This window comes from Sinobacterium caligoides (assembly GCF_003752585.1).
Classification (GTDB): Bacteria; Pseudomonadota; Gammaproteobacteria; order Pseudomonadales; family Sinobacteriaceae; genus Sinobacterium; species Sinobacterium caligoides.
The window spans coordinates 1,095,194-1,113,386 of sequence record NZ_RKHR01000003.1; the positions used below are offsets into that span (position 1 = coordinate 1,095,194).

An 18,193-nucleotide genomic window follows, 5' to 3' on the forward strand; every position below is an offset into this window, starting at 1 on the left:
CTACATGCGAATGATAATGATAACAACTCTCGTTTAATCGATTTTATGTCGGACGACTCATTCCAGACCTCTCTCCGATATCATTTCTTCCGATGATTATAAAAAGCAGAGGCGACGCAAAAATACATTTAAAAAATATTACAAAAACGACAAATCAGTAACTAAAACCAATAAATACAACATAAAACAACACAATAAGATCAAAACAAAGGCGGAAAAAACACCTGTTTAAAAAAATCAAACACAACGCCGATATAGATATTATCCCCATCAAAAACAATACACCCACCAAAACTAAGATAGCGCCTATTTTCGACAACAACTTGTTATCAAAAATTATCAGAGCGGAATCTATACGGTTTCAATAACCCTGTTACCAACGATAGCTTAACCAGCGCAGTCGGCGATGACGGCGATGACGGCACTGAGTTCATCAATGACGCCAGCAACTTCCTAACAATTACCGCCGACTTTGATGCTAATAACCTGCTGCTAAACATAACCTCAAATTTTGATGGTGCCAACAGCACCGTTCGCTTTGACTACCTCTTCAACGACTCAACTATGGCAGTGATATTACAGGGCTTTCCATCATCAATAACGGCTGGGACGGCGACGTTGATTATAGCTTCACTGCCGATAGCATCGAGCTACACTTCTTAAGCGGTCAGTCACTCGCCGCTTTCGAAAGTAAGGACTTCCTACTTCAAGTTGAGACCTCTGAAGTACCGCTACCTGCTTCTGCTTGGATGTTTGGCTCTGCACTGCTTGCATTATCAAGCCTGAAAAAGCGCCGTAATGCCTAAGTATCACTTATAGCTGCGCTTAGAGGGGCGGGCCAATTCCGCTCGCTGATCCTTTTTACCGCCTACTTCAAAGCAACAATAGAGGTACGCGAAGGCAGTGAACGATCAATGACATCGTCAACGCGCATATAGGACACACTAGAACATGATCAGGTGAAAGAGGATAAACCGTCGATACGATAATTTTAGGTCACACCCAATCCATGGTACGACCCAAAATGGAAACGCTAATTACTCGCCTGCAGGCTTGAGGCTTTCCAGTTTCTTGCTCGCCTCATCAGATTTTTCAGCTGCAGATTCCTTTGCCTGCTCTAGCTTAGCAGCAGCCGAATCCTTAGCGTCTCCAGCAGCATCTTTCGTCGCATCAACGGCATTCTGAGTACTTTCAACAACAGAGTCTTTCGCATCACCTGCAGCTTCTTTGGCGCTGTCATAGGCATCGCCAGCGTGGTCTGCTGCCGTATCCGCAGCATCACCGACTTTATCAGCAGTAGCGCTTGCTGCATCACTGACTTCAGCAGCGGTCGTTTTAGCCGCCTCCTTCACGTCGTCAACAGCGTTATCATCGCTTGAACAGGCACTCAGCCCTAAAGCAGTACTAATAATAGCAACGGCGATTAGATTTTTTTTCAAGCTCATAACTTCTTACCTTAATTCTATCGATTATAAGGACTGAGGGTTTCCCCAGCGCTTGCCCAATTTATACCAATGAGTACATAAAGAGCGAGTCGTGGCATACACAACTGATTAACAAAAGTACATAAATGCAGCCTTAATTAATAGCTTATAAATCAAACGACAGCAACCAATAAAGGCAATATGTGCGAACACAGCAACAAATAGTAGACTGAGACGTTAATTATAGCCAACAGTGTTCTCTAATACTTAGGCAGATAGCGTCCCTTCCCTACACTTCAGGTACTTTTAAGAACCCGCCACCCCCTCGGATATCCGCTACAGACTGCATTCTAGAGCTCTGTTAATCTACCGAAAGGCACCACGAACTCCAGGCGCCGTCACTTCCTACGACACCTTTTTGACCACAACGCACTAGGCTTACGATGCAAACATCTCGCACTGGTAATTTTCTCGCCGCGCTTTCCTTTCTTGTTTGGGGGTTGCTGCCGCTGTATTACCATCAACTACCACAGGCCGATGTCAACGAACTACTCGCGCTGCGTATTATTTTTTCTATTCCTTGTATGCTGCTATTCATGGGACTGTTGCGCCGCCCGCTGCCCCCCATCGCAACCATCTTGGCCGATAAGCGCTCATTAATAATTTGCTGTCTCGCCAGCCTACTTATGTGTGTTTCTTGGTACTCCTTCATCTGGGCAACGACACATGGCGAAGTCTTGGCTGCCAGCCTTGGCTTCTTTATTAACCCATTGATATCTATTGCTCTAGGCGTTCTGTTTTTGAAAGAGCAACTTTCCTCGCTACAACGTTTAGCCGTCGCCCTTGCCATCGCTGGCATCGGCTACCAAGTCTATCATTACGGGCAATTTCCCTGGCTATCGCTCTGCATGGGCAGTTTCTTTGCGCTCTACAGCTTATGTAAGAAACACATTCGTTACGACGCCCTGACCTCCGTCACCATCGAGGCTGCGGTCTTACTTCCTTTCGCCTTAATTTTTATGGTTTGGCAGTACGTGAGTCAGCAAAGTGTCGCCTTGTCATCAGGACTCTCTACCTTTCTATTCTACGTCGGGGCCGCTCCCGCCACATTGGTACCGCTCATTATTTTTGCCCTCGCCATTAGCCGTACTAGCCTGAGCATGGTTGGCCTTATGCAATACATCGAGCCTAGTCTGCAGTTTATTCTCGCTGTCTACGTCTTTGGCGAGCTATTCGACAGTGTCAAAATGATCAGCTTTAGTCTCATCTGGATAGGGCTATTGCTCTGCTCACTCGAAGCAATAGCACGACCATTAAGACGTCGCCTGCGGCCTATATAGTTGACCTGCGAATACAAAAACCACTTATTACCTGACTTTACGGTCCATAAAGTTTTACTCTGGGCCGAGATATAGATCAAATTTTTAGAAATTAAACATTTTGTATATAAAGCTTCACTGCACATATCACCTATATTACCGCCGAGAAATGAATACACGATAACTAAAATGGAGCGTATACAATTGAGCGATCTATTAATTACCCTATTACCCTACATCTTATACATCGCCATTATCGCCACCCTAGCCTATTTCGCCTACCGGCGAACCAGTAGTCACGCAGATTATATGCTCGGTGGGCGCAGCCTTGGTGGTGCCGTCGGTGCTCTGACCGTCGGCGCCTCTGACATGAGTAGCTGGCTATTACTCGCTCTTCCTGGCGCCTTTTATATTAACGGTATCAATCAATTATGGCTCCCCTTAGGCCTTGCTATCGGCCAGTTCCTCAACTGGACCCTGATTGCCCCACGGCTGAGGGTCTTCACAGAGCAGTTCAAAGACTCACTCACTATTCCCTCCTATTTTCATAACCGCTTTAAAGATCAAAAAGGCTGGCTACGCATTGCCACCGCCGTCGTCATCTTAATCTTCTATGCCGTTTATACCGCCTCCGGTTTCGTCGCCATGGCCGTTGCCCTAGAGGCGGCCTTCAAACAATATGGCATAGACTATACCGATGGCCTAATAATGGGCGGCCTCATCGTTGTGCTTTATTCTGTTATTGGCGGCTTTCTCGCCGTCGCTTGGATCGACTTTTTCCAGGGCTGCCTGATGTTTGTTGCCATCCTCCTTGTCCCCTTTGCCGCCATCTCAAGTATGGGCGGCTACTCTGAGACTATGGCGCTCGCAGAGCAGTACAACCCAGACAGTCTCAATATTTTTGCTGGCATGACCGCTATGGGCGTCATCTCACTGATGGCCTGGGGATTAGGCTACTGTGGACAGCCCCACGTGATCATCCGTTTTATGGCACTAAAGTCAGTACGAGAGGTGCCTAAGGCACGCTTCATCTGTATGAGCTGGATGATCCTCGCCATGTACGGTGCGATGCTAACGGGCCTCGCCGCACTGGCCTATTTCCAGTCGCATGGGGCACCGCTTGAGCGAGCCTCAACGTCACTGCTAGCACTGAGTAATGCCCTGCTTCATCCCTTCGTCACCGGTGGCATCGTCGCTGCAGTACTCTCTGCGTCAATGAGCACCATCTCATCACAGCTTCTCGTCGCTGCCAGCTCGTTAGCCGAGGATGTTTACCACGGTCTATTGCGCCCTAACGCAACCTCTAAGGAACTGCTATGGGTCGGCCGCTTAGTACTTATCGCTGTCGCCGGTGTTGCCTTAATCATTGCCTTCGATCCAAAGAGCTCCATCTTAGCACTCGTTGCTAACGCTTGGGCTGGGTTGGGCGCCGCCTTCGGCAGTGTCATCATCGGCTCATTATTCTGGCGTAACATGACTCGCAACGGTGCCCTCGCCGGCATGATCAGTGGGGCTGCAACGGTAATTATCTGGACCAACCTCAGCAACCTAGGCGGTATCTTTGCTCTGTACTCCATCGTTCCCGGCTTTATTGTCAGTGGACTCTGCATCGTGATCTTCTCGAAATTCGGTAACGGTAACAGTCTCGACGAGCTCCACTTAGAGTACGACGCTGCCCTCAACGCCTGCCATAAAAAATAAACAATAATTGCCTTGACGACAGCCTGAGTGACGACTTAAATGTGCCGCCACTCAGGCCGTCTCCATCCGTTAATTCGCTATTCTAGGTACCCTGTATGCCTTCCTTCGATACCCAATTTGATAACAAGTTTTCCACACTAGAGCAGTACTTCCACATCGACGAGAATATCATTGTCGAACAGCTACTCAGTGTCGCCGACCACCAAACGATCAGCCTGAATCAGGTCGATCAGTGGACCGTTGAATTAGTAAAACATATTCGTAGCGAAGCCAAGGGCAAGATCGGCGTCGAGAATATGATGCACGAATATGCCCTAACAGAACCTGAGGGTGTGTTACTCATGTGTACTGCCGAGGCCTTGTTGCGAGTACCCGACAGCCATACCGCCGATGCCCTGATTGCCGATAAACTCGCCCGCGGTGAGTGGGAAGATTATGTCGGCAAGAGTGAGGCTTGGCTAATGAATGCCTCTGCCTGGGGGCTGTTAATGACCGGGCGTATTCTCAAGCTCGGACGCCGCGACGTAGAGAAAGCGAAGCTTGGGCTCGGTTCGGCAATTCGCCGCACCGGTGAGCCACTGATTCGCTCTGCCGTCAAGATCGCCATGCAAGTCATGGGCAAGCAGTTCGTCCTCGGGGAAACACTCGCCGAAGCATTGAAGAAATCTGCCAAATGGGAGAAGCAAGGCTACCAATACTCCTACGATATGCTTGGCGAGGGCGCTCGTACCCAGAGGGATGCCGATCATTACTATCAGCTCTACTACGATGCTATTGAGGCTGTTGGTAACAACAACGCCAACGGTAAACCGGAGCACACGGCCGGCGTCTCTATCAAGCTCTCGGCACTGCATCCACGCTACCAATTCAGTCAACGTGACCGCGTCTTTGGCGAATTGCAGCAGCGAGTTAACACCCTCGCGCAACTGGCCTGCAAGCACAACATCAACCTCACTATCGATGCTGAAGAGGCTGACAGGCTAGAGATTTCGCTGCAGATGCTCGAACTGTTGATGGCCGATCCCAGTCTCGCAGAGTGGCAGGGCTTAGGCCTCGCCGTGCAAGCCTATCAGCGCCGCGCTCCAATCGTCATCGGCTGGCTCGCCGAGCGTGCCGAGCACTATCAGCGTCGCCTCATGGTACGCCTAGTCAAAGGCGCCTACTGGGATACCGAGATTAAAATCAGCCAAACGGCCGGACACCACGACTTCCCCGTCTATACTCGCAAGCAGGCTACAGACCTCAGTTATCGTGTCTGTGCCGGCAAACTACTCGACGCTCGTCAGTGGCTCTACCCACAGTTCGCCACACACAATGCCTACACCGTCGCGACGATCCTCGCCCTTACTGAAGATCACAGTGGCTTTGAGTTTCAGCGTTTACATGGCATGGGCGAGAGCCTCTATGAGGGGCTGAAAGAACAAAATATTTACACTGGCCCCACCCGTATTTATGCCCCAGTCGGCGAACACGAGTCATTATTGGCCTACTTGGTGCGGCGACTACTCGAGAACGGCGCCAATACCTCTTTCGTCAACAAGATCATCGACCCACGCTTCGCGCCAGAAGACCTGCTACAAGACCCTGTCGAATTCATGCGTAACGTCGACAGCATTCCGCACCCGAAAATTCGTGCACCTATGTCGTTGTACTCAGATCGCCAGGTCTCTATGGGGCTCGATCTAGAAAGTCCTGCTGCCGAACAATTCTTCCTCGATGGTCTAGCCCAGGCTGAGCAACGCCTACCTGAGCTTGCCGCTAGCTTGCAGCACGGCGATCGCGACTACCCCGTACTATCGCCCTTTAACTTGAAGCCACTCAGCCAGGGCATCAAGCTATGGGACAAGCCTCAAGTGTTAACGGCCCTGGCAAGAGCAGAGGCTGCACAGCCAAGCTGGCAAGCCAAGGGTGTCGAGCAACGTGCCGTCATCGCTGAGCGCTTCGCTGAACTGTTGCAGCAACATAAAGCTGAGTTGATGGGCTTGTGCTGCCTAGAAGCCGGCAAAGGCGCCACGGATACCGATGCGGAGATTCGTGAAGCCATCGATTTCTGTCGCTACTACGCCCTGCACGCGAGACGGAGCATCGGCAACCAGCAAGCGCTTGGCACCCTATTCTGTGTCAGCCCTTGGAATTTCCCGCTGGCAATCTTTGTCGGCCAAGTGATCGCCGGCCTCGTCACTGGCAACACTGTGCTAGCTAAGCCCTCGGAGCAAACCATACTCATCGCCGCCCGCGCCGTCGAACTACTCCACCAGGCGGGCGTCGATCACGATGCCGTTATCCTACTACCGACTGATGGCCCTACCGCTGGCGACAGCTTACTCTCCGAGCCCGCTATCAAAGGGGTCATGTTCACCGGATCAACCAACACCGCCCAGCACATTTACCAGCAGTTGGCGACCCGTGGTGGCGAGCTACCGGTATTAATTGCAGAAACCGGCGGCCAGAATGCATTGATTGTCGACTCCACCGCCCTACCCGAACAGGTCGTTGATGACGTTATCAGCTCCGGCTTCCAAAGCGCAGGCCAACGCTGCTCAGCGCTACGTGTTCTCTTCGTGCAGGAAGATATCGCCGACAAGCTCAGCGAGATGATCGTCGGCGCCATGAAAGAGATGCGTATCGGCCTCCCCACCAACCCCAGCACCGACGTCGGCCCTGTTATCGACCACAAGGCATTAGAGCGCCTAGAGCAACACGCGGAATACATGCAGCAGGGACACGGTAAACTCATCTACCGCCACGAAGTCCCCAGTGAATGTGACGCAGGCTACTACTTCCCACCCAGCCTCTATGAGATCGACAACATCAACGCACTGCGTGAAGAGGTCTTTGGCCCTGTCGTACACTTAGTGCGTTTCAAGGCAGGCACGCTCGACCGTGTCGTTGCCGACATTAACAGTACCGGCTTCGGCCTCACTATGGGAATCCACTCCCGAGTACAACGTCACGTCGATCAAGTCGTCGCCGCCTCTAACGCTGGCAACATCTACGTCAACCGCAACATCATTGGTGCAGTCGTAGGTGTACAGCCCTTCGGGGGCTGTGGCCTCTCAGGCACAGGACCAAAGGCTGGTGGTCCCGACTACCTCAAACGCCTACTCTCCTACACCGCCATCGAACAAGCCGAAACAACGCCTTACCAAAGCGGTGTTAGCGCCGACTTCAACACCTTACGTCAGCGTCAACAAGCATGGCAATTAAGTGGCTTCGAGGAGCGTCTTAGCCTCATCCGTCACAACCTCGGTGAGCGCTTCGCTCGTGGTTGTGCCGAGTTTGCTGCACAGCTCTGTGGTCCACGCATGCTAGAGGGGCCGACCGGTGAAGATAACAGTCTCAATATCGAGCCACGGGGACTGGTCTGGTTTGACCCATCTATCGCCATGGATATGGAACAGCTCTCACAGCTCGTCGCCCTCGCTATCGTCAGCGGTAACGCCGTCGTTAGCACCAGCCAAATGATCGAGCAACTCCCCCACAGCGGGAGTTTGATTGCTGCCGGCGTGCTAGCGGTTCACGATATCAGTGATGCTACTTGCCACCAGCAGTTCATCTGCAGTAATAGTGTCGATGTACTCGTACTGCCAGCTGCTGCCGAGCAATTGCTCGTAGCCACAACGCAGCAACAGGGTCCACTACCGGTGATACTGAACCAGCAAGAAACACAGGCAGCCATGCTCCGCTTTGTTCACGAGAAGACACTAAGCAATAACATCTCTGCCGCAGGCGGTAACGCCAAGCTAATGGCCGAGATGGATTAACAGGCAAAGGCTGTACGTTATAAAGTGTCAGAAAAAAGGCCGCCCCGATAAGGTGCGGCCTTTTTTCATGGCTACTCGCTATCAACAGAATAAATCATCCATCAAAGACAAATTTTTAACATAAAAAAAGTGGTCAGGTAATAAACTCACGATAAAAAACCAACGGAGCAATAGACAAGATAGCGCTATACAAGCGCTTTATTATCGACTCGTCCCTGACTAAGCACAGCAGTAAAGCCACTGAAACAACAAAAACAAAAAGTAGCGCTATACTTAAATTAGCCTCCATTCGATAGAGTCTTTAAGGAGTCAGCATGCAGCAATGTCCCAGATGCGGTCATCACTTTGGCTATTGGAAAATGCTCACCACCTTACTCAAACTAACTTGCCCGCTATGCGGTAGTCTTTATCGCATAATACCTAAGCGACGAACACTGCACTGGATGATGATTTTAGCCACTATTAGCCTCATCATGCTATTACAGCAGCTGTTGCCCAGTAGCGTCGACTGGCTCTCTTATCTTACCTTACTCTGCTTATTGCTCGTCGCCCCCTTCAATCAACGTATTGATAGGGTCGGCTAAGTTAGCCAACTCAACGCGAATAGTCGTTGCGTCTTTAATCATTGAGGATAGAAAAGCGCTGAAAAACAGTGCTAAGATGGGCTTATCGGCTCGCGCCAGTAAAAGGTCGCGCCCAAGGCCTCGCGCCTAGGAACTAAACAGATGATTGAGAGCACTATGAGCGAACCCTTATTCCGAACCCGTAAGATTATCTCCTACCCTGACCTCAACGCTGCTGGCAAGCTTTTCGGTGGCACCGCGCTCGCTTGGATTGACGAGGAATCCGCTATATTTGCCTCCTGCGTACTCGGTAATTCACACCTAGTCACCGTGCATATGTCGGAAATTAACTTTAAGAGCCCCGGCGAACTCGGTGAAATCGTAGAGATCGGCACCAAACTGGTAAAAGTAGGTAAAACCTCCATTACAGTTTCTTGTCAGATCCGCCACAAAGCGACCAAACAAGACATCATCACTGTCGATAAGGTCGTCTTTGTCAGCATTGATGATAAAGGCAACCCGCTAGAACATGGTTATCAAGGCGAATAAATACGAACCATCAGCTACATTAAAGAAATTGCCAGTGCTCAAATGTCGCCGCCTGCCCTACGTAATTGCCGGCGGCATCCCTCACATTCCACACCACTGCCTGCTCAATTCTAAACCGCCGTCCACTACTCGCAATACGCACCCCCTGATAGTTTTCGATAAAGCCATTAGCGGTCACCTCCGCCAGTAATCTCGCTCGCTCGGCGCGATTAGGCTGCTCTGCAGAAAAACGTGACGGCAACTGCGTGATTGAGGGCCAATTCAGCTCAAATAGTGACATTGCCTGTTCATTAGCATAATTAAAGATCGGATCGTCACCGCCAGCATGGGAGAGAATCACTGCTTTCGAGCGGAACAGCTGCTCTGCACAGTCTTCGTCAGTCAACGCCACACCACAGAGTAAGCACCCGGTATAATGCTGGAAGCAACGCGCCAACATCAGTAAGTGATCACGATAAAAGGCATTATCGAGCGATGGGGGGTGAACAGTATTGAGCATAACAGACCTCCAATAGCAGCCATCAAGAGCTGTGATGATACTTCAGCTCGTCGACTTCTGCCCTATATAAAATATTCATGCCAGCGTATTAGTTTGAGAGATAAATTTTGCCGTCGTCTGCCACATCATGCTGGCTCAGCCACTCCTCGGCCTGCCACTCATAATCAAGCTTACACTCATCATCAGGTTCACTGCGTCGGTCGGTCTCCCTAGAACAAAAAAGCCAGATCTTCGCACCTTCTAACTGGGCACTAAAACACCAACAACGCTGCTCCACACAAAAGCTAAAATCGTCATTAAAGATCAACTGCTGGTTCATATCCTGAGCAACTCCCTAACAGGTTAAATTAACCGTATTAATAAGGCATTCATCATCCCATATCGCCAGTATTGCGTGCTCTGGCTCTTCACGCTCATGTTCATCAATGAGTTGCCGTAACCCCTCGCAAAAGTAATCATTGCAGATATCAGCACGGTATGACGACGGTAATACACAGCCCTCATCACTCTGGAAAATACAGCCATTCTGCACTGCCACCGCAGGAATCAAAGCGCTGTAAAACTCGACAATACCGTCGACACCTATTTCAGGTTCAAGCTCCAAGATCCGTGCGATCGTCGAGTGATCGATGAAGGCATGATACTCTCGGCCATTAAGGCAACAATGGCCGCGACACCCCGTACAAGCTGCCGTCAGTACCTCATCTAGGTGCTCAATACCGGTTGGTGGCTCATATTCAGAAACATGCTCCGCCTCCGTCTCACCCTCGTAGCTCTCCACTAATGCTTGTAGATGTGCTTGAAAAGCCTCTATCACCTCATAACCAAGAGCAGTAGTAGAGTGCGAATTATAAGGAACCTGTACGATATACAGTTCCTCCTCTGCTACTTCTAGCTCCGCCGCCGCCCTCACACGCAACTCAGCCTCCAACACATCACGTTGCAGCTCATTCTTTCTCGTTACTTGCGTCCCGATAGAATGGTTATATTGTTGACGGCAAGCTAACGACTCACAAAAGCCCTGAGCCTTCCACCTCGCCTCAGAAATCGCCAACTGGCAAAAACGGCATTGAAAATTTATGTTTAATGACGGCACGATAGTTCTCTTCAAGCAGCAATCAAAAGGTTGATAGTATTAACTGTAATAGCTTTCTCTATCGACAAGCTTGTTGTGCAAAGCACATAGAAGGTATAAGTTTACCAGTAACGTTTATATTACTGAATATTAACCAGCAATGTTCTAGCTAAGCTATAACAGCTGACATATTCTGAATGAGCTTACAGAAAGAATAATAATAAAATAACAAAGTATTGATAAGGAGGTCCGGCTTGAACCCGCCTGCCGTTGATATCGAAATCACCCTTGGTGTTACTGTGCTCACGACATTTGTTCTGATCTACAGCGCCGAACTGTTCTCTGGTCATATCCGCCGTGCACAACGACCGCTCCGGGATGCTGTGTTTTCACTGTTCGGTCTCATCGGGCAGCCGATGGTTTCCGGCGTAATCGTCGGCGGCATCGCTGGACACCTCGCCGCACAATGGTTCCCGAGCCATAGTAATAGCTTACAAGGTATTTCATTCTGGCTGCTCTGCCCGTTGCTCTTTGTCGGTATGGAGCTCGCCCATTACACCATACACCGCTACGCCCATGAATGGCGTTGGCTCTGGAAAATTCACCGCACTCACCACAGCGGGCTCGACATGAATAGCGGTTTACTTTATCGCTACAACCTCTTTTGGATTTTCCTCCTGCCACAACCATGGGTCGGTGCCTTCGCCAGCTACAGCGGCTGTTACGAATCCTTCGCCATCGCAGTATTTATCACTTACATCATCAATGTGTTGACTCATACCGCCTTCCGCTGGGACCTTTATCTCCGCACCAAGGCGCCGTGGAGTGAGCCGCTATGGTGGGTCCTTGAACGCACTATAACCCTGCCCGACACCCATCATGCGCACCACTCATACGGTCGCAATGCCCACCCTAATGGTAACTATGCTGTTAGCCTCTTCCTTTTTGATGTCGTTTTTGGCACCGCCAAGATCCCCAACACTCGCCAGAAGCTATTTGGCCTTCCTATCGCCCGCCGGCTGCATTGGGCCGAAGAAATATTTTGGCCTGTCGTACGTAAGCCTTTACTACCAAAAGCTGAGCCACCGCAGCAGAGTTGATCGATACTCGCCTAGACTGTCATGTTGACTTACAATGACAGTCTTCTCGATCATTATAGGCCGCTAACCTTGTCAAATATTCTCGCTGCTATCCTCGCGCTACTACTCATCGGCTGGGGCATCTACCGTGCCATCAACAACGCCAAAACAGCCGCTAATAACCTCGCTAAAGCACAGCAATTCCTGCGTGACAACGCAACACGCGAGGGGGTGTATAGCACTGACTCCGGGCTTCAATACCTCGTATTAACACGTGGCGACAGCCAACACCGCCCTATGGCTGATAGCCGAGTCACCGTACACTATCACGGCACATTGAGTGACGGCACTGTCTTCGACAGTTCGATTCAACGTGGTGAGCCGATCAGCTTTACCCTCAACCAAGTGATCAAAGGCTGGACTGAAGGTTTGCAACTGATGTCTCCCGGTGATAAGTACCGCTTATTTATCCCGCCCCAGCTCGCCTACGGTCGTCGTAGCATGGGAGCTATTGCCGCTAACTCAGCCCTCATCTTTGATGTTGAATTACTTTCCTACGAATAAAGCGACTTTTTTGCCTACCCCCCCAAAACTGGGGAAAGACAAAGGTACAGCATCCGGTAATAATTAGTCCCGTACTCACCGACAAGCAGGACGCTGGAATCGGTGTTTATTTGAGACGACGGCAAACCCAAAGCAAAGGATTGCAGGGCGTCGTTCTCGCTGATGCTGAATAGCCTCCCCTTCCTAACTTGGCTGCTTTATCAGATAAAAAACCCGCTAGTGGCACCTACTAGCGGGTTTTTCTGTATTTTCAGTTCCCTTAATCACCCCCTCAATCTGACAGCAACCTCAGCAAGCTTATAATTGAGGCAACGAATCGTTGACGGAACCAGCACTCCAGCCACCATCGGCGACAAACTCTGAGCCAGTACTATAAGTCGCCTCATCCGATGCCAAGAAAATAGTCACATTGGCGACCTCATGCGATAAACCCACCCGAGGTAGCGCCTGTTTTGTATAGAACTCACTGGCCTGCTCCTCACTGATAAAATCAGCCCCATGCATCGCGGTATAAATACCACCGGGATGTACGCTGTTAACACGAATTCCATGTTTACCCATCTCGATCGCCGCCGACTTCGTCATACCGCGCACCGCCCACTTTGTTGAACTATAGGCGCACAGACTATTCTGAGACTGTAAACCATCGATCGAAGAGACATTAATGATGGAGCCGCCACCATTGGCCTTCATTGCCTCGAAAACGGACTGCATGCCTAGAAACACACCCAGCTGATTAATACTTACAATTTTCAAGAAGTCTTCTTCTGTCGTCTCCATGATAGTCTTGTGAAACAAAATTGCCGCATTGTTAACTAAGACATTCAAGCGACCTAAACGCTCAGCTACCGCTACAGCCTCTTCCCAGTCCCCTTTATTGGTCACATCGGTCTTCACAAACACCGCTACATCAGCACCGAGTTCTGCCGCGAGGGCCTGCCCTTCTGCCTCCAACACGTCAGCAATAACGACCTTAGCCCCCTGCGCCACCAAACCGCGAACCGTCGCCTCACCCATACCGCGAGCACCACCTGTGACGATAGCTGTCTTACCTTCTAAACGACTCATGTTAATTACCCTTTTATGAAGACTGCGCGTCAAATTATTCACTTAACGCATACTGTTATAAATTATTTCAGCCTAACAAGTCACTTTAGTAAGCACTATTAAACATGGCTGTGACGATTATTTTAACACTTTTACTAAGGACGAAAATGGGCTTTTAGTAGCATCAGCATTAAAGCTTAGCCTAAAGAGATGAGGCGGCGACCGCTTTCAAAGTAACCCATTGAGGATATAAAATAGACAAAAAAGCAATAGCTTAAATTTAAAATAGCTCAACGATAAGAACAGAGTGCGGCAAAACGTTCGTCCAGCCCTGCTATTTGTTTTAGCGCCTGCTTATAGCTTCGCCGAAGATGTTTCTTCAAGTGACGCGTCGCCTCGGATGCCGGTATTTCTTTTAGTTGGCAGTATAAGGCCAGGGAGAAAACCACCTCATTCTCCGACAGCGTTGCCTGCCGATTAGCTGCGGCGTTATAGCAACTCCCGCAACCACCTCTGAATGTGTAGGCCGAATTGGCAAACATGACGCCAAATCCCATAAACACCGCTAACACCTCTGTCGCCTCAAGAAAATAATCCTTTCCCCCGGGTGGCAGCTGCCCCGACTGCGCCACCAAATGCTGAGCTAATAAGTGAGCATAGTTAGATGACATATCTTCAGCTTTCAAGGTTTGCTGAGGGTTATAACTGACATAGAGAGGGATATCGCTATGCAGAGCTGGCAACGCCGCTGACACAGAATCACGCTGCACCTGCAGCAGGTTCAGCGACTGCGCGGGGGTATTCTGAAATAGCTCGGGGGCCTGCAACTGCACGGGCCAATGCTGTAAGCCACTGTAGCGTAATGTATGCTGAAAAATATTTTCTGCCTTTTCATGCACACTACTTACCCTGCCAGCAAAGAACTCATTGGTCGGCTGAACCAACCGGCTGCGAGTAAAAAACTCCCTGCTATCAAAGTTCTTGAGTGCCCAATCGAATGTACTAAAAATCCACTCAGCACTCTGTTCCGCTAGCAACGGTTGCGTCTTTAAAAGTCCAAACATAGTTTCTTTGCCAATCACTCATCCTGTCAATATGCTACTAGCTTAACAAACTGACTCAACCGAGGGCTATCGACTTCTTGGCAAGTTTACTGGTCATCAGCTCCACGACACAACGTCGCTAAACACTAGAGGCGGGGCACTCATGTTACAATGCCGTTTTCTATTCGACAGTGAGCAACGAGCATGAAACAGCCCTCATCGACGGCGAGCCAAGAGGCCGCCGAAAAAATCACTCGCGCCACACAGCGCCCCGGTCAGACCAAGGCGCAGAGTAAACTCATCGCCCAGGGTATTGAAAAGGGTATTGCCGAATACAAAAAACAACAGAAGGCTAAAGCCAGAGAAAAAGATAGGCAACGTAAACAAGTATTAAAAGCGAAGGCGAGTCAGGGCAACGACGATGTGGTCGAAGAAGCACCGATAAGCCGCTCGTCCGCTCCACTCGCTTGGGGACTGCTTGCCTGTAGCTGGCTGGGCTTCGCCCTCGTCTACTTCCTCTAATTACCACGGCTGACAGTGCTATCCTCAGCCGTGGTGCAAGCACCAAACTTGCTAAGGTGTAGCTTACTTTCTTACACTAGACATTCGTTTTCAACATCAGTTTTTTCAGTGCGATACTGTTATGGTTACTGCTGTCGCGCTCTGGCTCCTCAGCTAACTCGATATTAGGGAAGCGCTCGAATAGCTTAGTGATGGTGAGAAACAATTGACGCTTGGCCATTGCTGCCCCGATGCAGTAACGAGGACCATAGCCAAATTGCACGTCAGGATCGAAGTTACGCTTAACATCCAATACTTCAGGGTTAGGATACTTAACAGGGTCCATTCTGCAGAGGTGCGGCATCAATAACACCAGCTGTCCTTTACGCACCCGCTGGCCCAGCACATCCATATCTTCTGGCGCATAGCGGGCAAAGCCCATCTTCGAGTTGAGACTCCAGCGCATTATTTCGCTAAAGGCGTTAGAAAAGGTTTCAGCTGACTCGAGAGCTGGTTGGCGCTGATCAGGATGCTTAGTCAGCGCATACACCGACCACTGCTGTGCCATCAACGTCGTATCGGCACCGGCACCAATCAACGCTAGTACAAGCGTGATAATATCCCACTCAGTAAACTTCTCATTCTTTGCCTCAATATCCAGCATGGTGCTCAAGAAGTCATCCTGCTGAGGCGACTGGCGACGCTCCTCGATCACCACCTTAATCATATCGATGCCACGATTACACTGCTGGCGAACCTCTTCTCGCCTCTCCTCGGAGATAGTCGGGTTCCAGGTCTCCGTAAAGTTCTCTAACAGCGGCTTAATCTCATCCCAGTACTTCTCCGGTACACCGATTAAACGCGTAATAGTGATAAAGGGAATATGTTCGGCCACCTCAGTAATATAATCAAAACTCTTCGGGCTGCCCATCGCATCAAATAGCTTATCAATATCAGGCTCAATACGACGCTGAATTTCATCGACAACATTACGCGAAAAAGCCGGAGAAACCACCTTACGAATCAGGCGATGATGGTCGTGGTCGCTAACAAGACTATGGCCGATCAGCGCCTTTTCGAAGTTACCCCAATCATCTTCATGAGGTCGCGGCGGTGCGAACTCCCAATCATAGAAATCTGAGGAGAGGTACTCTTTACGCCAACACTCCATGATGTCGCCAATATCCGTCATCACCCAGGCCTGCCACGGCTCATAAAAGACGAAAGGCCCCCTCTCCATCAGCGCCATACACTGTTTAATCGGGTTGTTACAGTATTCATCCGAAGAGGGGTCAAAAACCTCCTCTAGCTTGGGCAGTTGTTCTAGTACCGCGTCGTCCGTACTCATAGCCTATACCTTGTTATTTTTATAGGGGCCTAACCATCGTAGTTAAGTCTCCGTGGGCAGCATGCCGTTACTGTCAATATACGGAAAAAATCCCCTTTGACTAGCACCGTCGAGCATTTCTATTCCCCCGTTAAGGCGACCCCTCAGCAACGCCATGGCCGAACGTACAACTCACCAACCATGCTGAATCTTCGGTAACGACCAACCGTCAATGAGTTACCTGCGCTCTTTCGCTCTAACTAGCCCCCAACTCAGAGTCGTCACGGGATTTGTAACGACGGTCGACAAGCACCATAAACAGTAACGTCACCACGCCAATCAGCACACCCACCGGTTTTGTCCACTCGATCGGCATACCAAAGCCGATACTGGCGTTAAGAATATACGATAACGTGACACTGGTGCCAATGCAGGCCGGTATACTCACTATCCAATGGAACGTACCCCGGTCGAGTAAAAACTTCGTCGCCAGCCACAGCACACTGGTGGAAAGCAGCATATTGGAGAAGGCGAAGTAGCGCCAGATCAACGAGAAATCGATGAAGGTAATCAAGTAGGCGATAAAGAGTATCGGCACCGCAAGCATCAACCGATGCCCCATCGATTGCGAGATATTAAACGCATCGACAAGGGTCAAGCGCAGAGAGCGAAACGCCGTATCACCGGAGGTGATAGGAAACACTGCGACGGCGATAATAGCCATAATGCCACCAAAAACACCCAGGTAGCCCGTCGCCACATGATTGACCACGAGACCAGGCCCCCCCTGGTCGAGCAGAGCCTTGAGCTCGACATAACCGCCAGGGAAGGCGGCTATACCGGCCAGCGCCCAGACACAGGCGACAACCCCCTCGGACATCATCGCACCGTAATACACCGGGCGAACGTATTTTTCGTTAGTCAGGCAGCGCGCCATGATCGGCGCTTGCGTGGAGTGGAAACCACTAATTGCACCGCAGGTAATTGTCATAAAGAGCAGCGGCCAAACCGGTAAACCATCAGGGTTCGGCTCGAGCAAGACATGATGGCCGTGTTCAAAATAGGCGAACAGATCACCCCATACTGGCAGATGCGGTGCCTCCACTAATAACGCCACCGCGATTGAGGTCGTCATCACAATCATTAATAGACCGAACAGCGGGTAGAGCTTAGTAATAATTTTATCGATCGGTAACAGTGTCGCCAGAAAGTAATAAGCTAGGATTGCCAGTACCCAAAAGGTATTACTCGCAAGCGGAGTGCCCTCAAAATACTCTAAATTACTCAGCAAGCCCGCCGGACTCATGATGAACACCACACCGACAAAGAACAGTAGCATAGCGGTGAACAGCAGCATCACGCCCTTGAAGTAGACGTTAAAGTATTTATCAGCGATCTCCGGTAGGCTTTTGCCATCATCTTTGATACTCAGCACGCCGGAAAAATAATCGTGTACCGCGCCACCAAAAACATTACCAAAAATAATCCACACTAACGCCACCGGGCCGTAAAGGGCTCCTAAAATAGGGCCAAAGATAGGCCCCACACCGGCAATGTTAAGGAACTGAATCAGATACGCTTTCACCGGGTGTACCGCCACATAGTCGACCCCCTCCTCAAAACGAGCCTGCGGTGTCTGCACAGTAGGGTCAATCCCCGCCTGCTTTTCAATAAACGGGCTATAGAACTTATAACCGAGAAATAGGATGGCGAGACAGACGAAGAATATAATCATAAT

Annotated in this window: 16 protein-coding genes; 8 read left to right on the forward strand and 8 right to left on the reverse strand. The window is 50.1% G+C overall.

Features of this window, described 5'->3' with window-relative positions; translation table 11 throughout:
• Window positions 1–1,037: 1,037 nt before the first annotated feature.
• Window positions 1,038–1,445 (reverse strand): hypothetical protein, encoded by a 408-nt coding sequence (locus EDC56_RS04890; RefSeq protein ID WP_123711365.1) that lies wholly within the window; start codon window positions 1,443–1,445, stop codon window positions 1,038–1,040.
• A gap of 422 nt (window positions 1,446–1,867) precedes the next feature.
• Here EDC56_RS04890 and rarD point away from each other — a divergent pair, with 422 nt between their 5' ends.
• The 5 genes from rarD (at window position 1,868) to EDC56_RS04910 (ending at window position 9,320) form a co-directional block, all read left to right on the forward strand.
• Window positions 1,868–2,764, forward strand: coding sequence for an EamA family transporter RarD (gene rarD / locus EDC56_RS04895; RefSeq protein WP_123711366.1), 897 nt, complete (start codon window positions 1,868–1,870; stop codon window positions 2,762–2,764).
• Window positions 2,765–2,932: 168 nt separating this feature from the next.
• Window positions 2,933–4,444, forward strand: a complete 1,512-nt coding sequence (gene putP, locus EDC56_RS04900; RefSeq protein ID WP_123711367.1) for a sodium/proline symporter PutP — start codon at window positions 2,933–2,935, stop codon at window positions 4,442–4,444.
• Window positions 4,445–4,539: 95 nt separating this feature from the next.
• Window positions 4,540–8,208, forward strand: a complete 3,669-nt coding sequence (gene putA / locus EDC56_RS04905) for a bifunctional proline dehydrogenase/L-glutamate gamma-semialdehyde dehydrogenase PutA (RefSeq protein WP_123711368.1) — start codon at window positions 4,540–4,542, stop codon at window positions 8,206–8,208.
• 314 nt (window positions 8,209–8,522) lie between these two features.
• A complete protein-coding gene (locus EDC56_RS19385) occupies window positions 8,523–8,792 on the forward strand; it encodes an FmdB family zinc ribbon protein (protein WP_148059313.1) in 270 nt (89 codons plus the stop codon).
• Window positions 8,793–8,948: 156 nt separating this feature from the next.
• On the forward strand, window positions 8,949–9,320 hold the full coding sequence (locus EDC56_RS04910) for an acyl-CoA thioesterase (RefSeq protein WP_123711782.1): 372 nt from the start codon (window positions 8,949–8,951) through the stop codon (window positions 9,318–9,320).
• 19 nt (window positions 9,321–9,339) lie between these two features.
• Here the strand turns inward: EDC56_RS04910 and EDC56_RS04915 are convergent, their stop codons facing one another.
• The 3 genes from EDC56_RS04915 to EDC56_RS04925 form a co-directional block, all read right to left on the reverse strand.
• A complete protein-coding gene (locus EDC56_RS04915; protein ID WP_123711369.1) occupies window positions 9,340–9,819 on the reverse strand; it encodes an MEKHLA domain-containing protein in 480 nt (159 codons plus the stop codon).
• Window positions 9,820–9,907: 88 nt separating this feature from the next.
• On the reverse strand, window positions 9,908–10,138 hold the full coding sequence (locus EDC56_RS04920) for a hypothetical protein (protein ID WP_123711370.1): 231 nt from the start codon (window positions 10,136–10,138) through the stop codon (window positions 9,908–9,910).
• A 15-nt stretch (window positions 10,139–10,153) separates the two neighbouring features.
• Window positions 10,154–10,915: a hypothetical protein gene (locus EDC56_RS04925; RefSeq protein WP_148059314.1), complete on the reverse strand. Its 762-nt coding sequence runs from the start codon at window positions 10,913–10,915 to the stop codon at window positions 10,154–10,156.
• Window positions 10,916–11,148: 233 nt separating this feature from the next.
• On the opposite strand from EDC56_RS04925, the gene EDC56_RS04930 reads away from it, so the two are divergent.
• Together EDC56_RS04930 and bamJ are read left to right on the forward strand one after the other, a co-directional pair.
• Window positions 11,149–11,994, forward strand: coding sequence for a sterol desaturase family protein (locus tag EDC56_RS04930; protein WP_123711372.1), 846 nt, complete (start codon window positions 11,149–11,151; stop codon window positions 11,992–11,994).
• Window positions 11,995–12,063: 69 nt separating this feature from the next.
• Window positions 12,064–12,537 carry a BamJ family beta-barrel-assembly machinery protein gene (bamJ, locus tag EDC56_RS04935; protein WP_162844109.1) on the forward strand — a complete coding sequence of 158 codons (474 nt, stop codon included), beginning with the start codon at window positions 12,064–12,066 and terminating at the stop codon, window positions 12,535–12,537.
• Window positions 12,538–12,834: 297 nt separating this feature from the next.
• Here the strand turns inward: bamJ and EDC56_RS04940 are convergent, their stop codons facing one another.
• A complete protein-coding gene (locus tag EDC56_RS04940; protein WP_123711374.1) occupies window positions 12,835–13,605 on the reverse strand; it encodes a glucose 1-dehydrogenase in 771 nt (256 codons plus the stop codon).
• A gap of 269 nt (window positions 13,606–13,874) precedes the next feature.
• A complete protein-coding gene (locus EDC56_RS04945; protein ID WP_123711375.1) occupies window positions 13,875–14,648 on the reverse strand; it encodes a hypothetical protein in 774 nt (257 codons plus the stop codon).
• Window positions 14,649–14,831: 183 nt separating this feature from the next.
• Here EDC56_RS04945 and EDC56_RS04950 point away from each other — a divergent pair, with 183 nt between their 5' ends.
• Window positions 14,832–15,149: a DUF2956 domain-containing protein gene (locus EDC56_RS04950; RefSeq protein WP_123711376.1), complete on the forward strand. Its 318-nt coding sequence runs from the start codon at window positions 14,832–14,834 to the stop codon at window positions 15,147–15,149.
• Between the two features lie 76 nt (window positions 15,150–15,225).
• On the opposite strand, the gene EDC56_RS04955 is transcribed toward EDC56_RS04950, so the two are convergent.
• Together EDC56_RS04955 and EDC56_RS04960 are read right to left on the reverse strand one after the other, a co-directional pair.
• Entirely contained in the window at window positions 15,226–16,476 is a 1,251-nt protein-coding gene (locus tag EDC56_RS04955) for a cytochrome P450 (protein WP_123711377.1), read from the reverse strand.
• A 235-nt stretch (window positions 16,477–16,711) separates the two neighbouring features.
• Window positions 16,712–18,190, reverse strand: coding sequence for a carbon starvation CstA family protein (locus tag EDC56_RS04960; RefSeq protein WP_123711378.1), 1,479 nt, complete (start codon window positions 18,188–18,190; stop codon window positions 16,712–16,714).
• Between the last annotated feature and the right edge of the window lie 3 nt (window positions 18,191–18,193).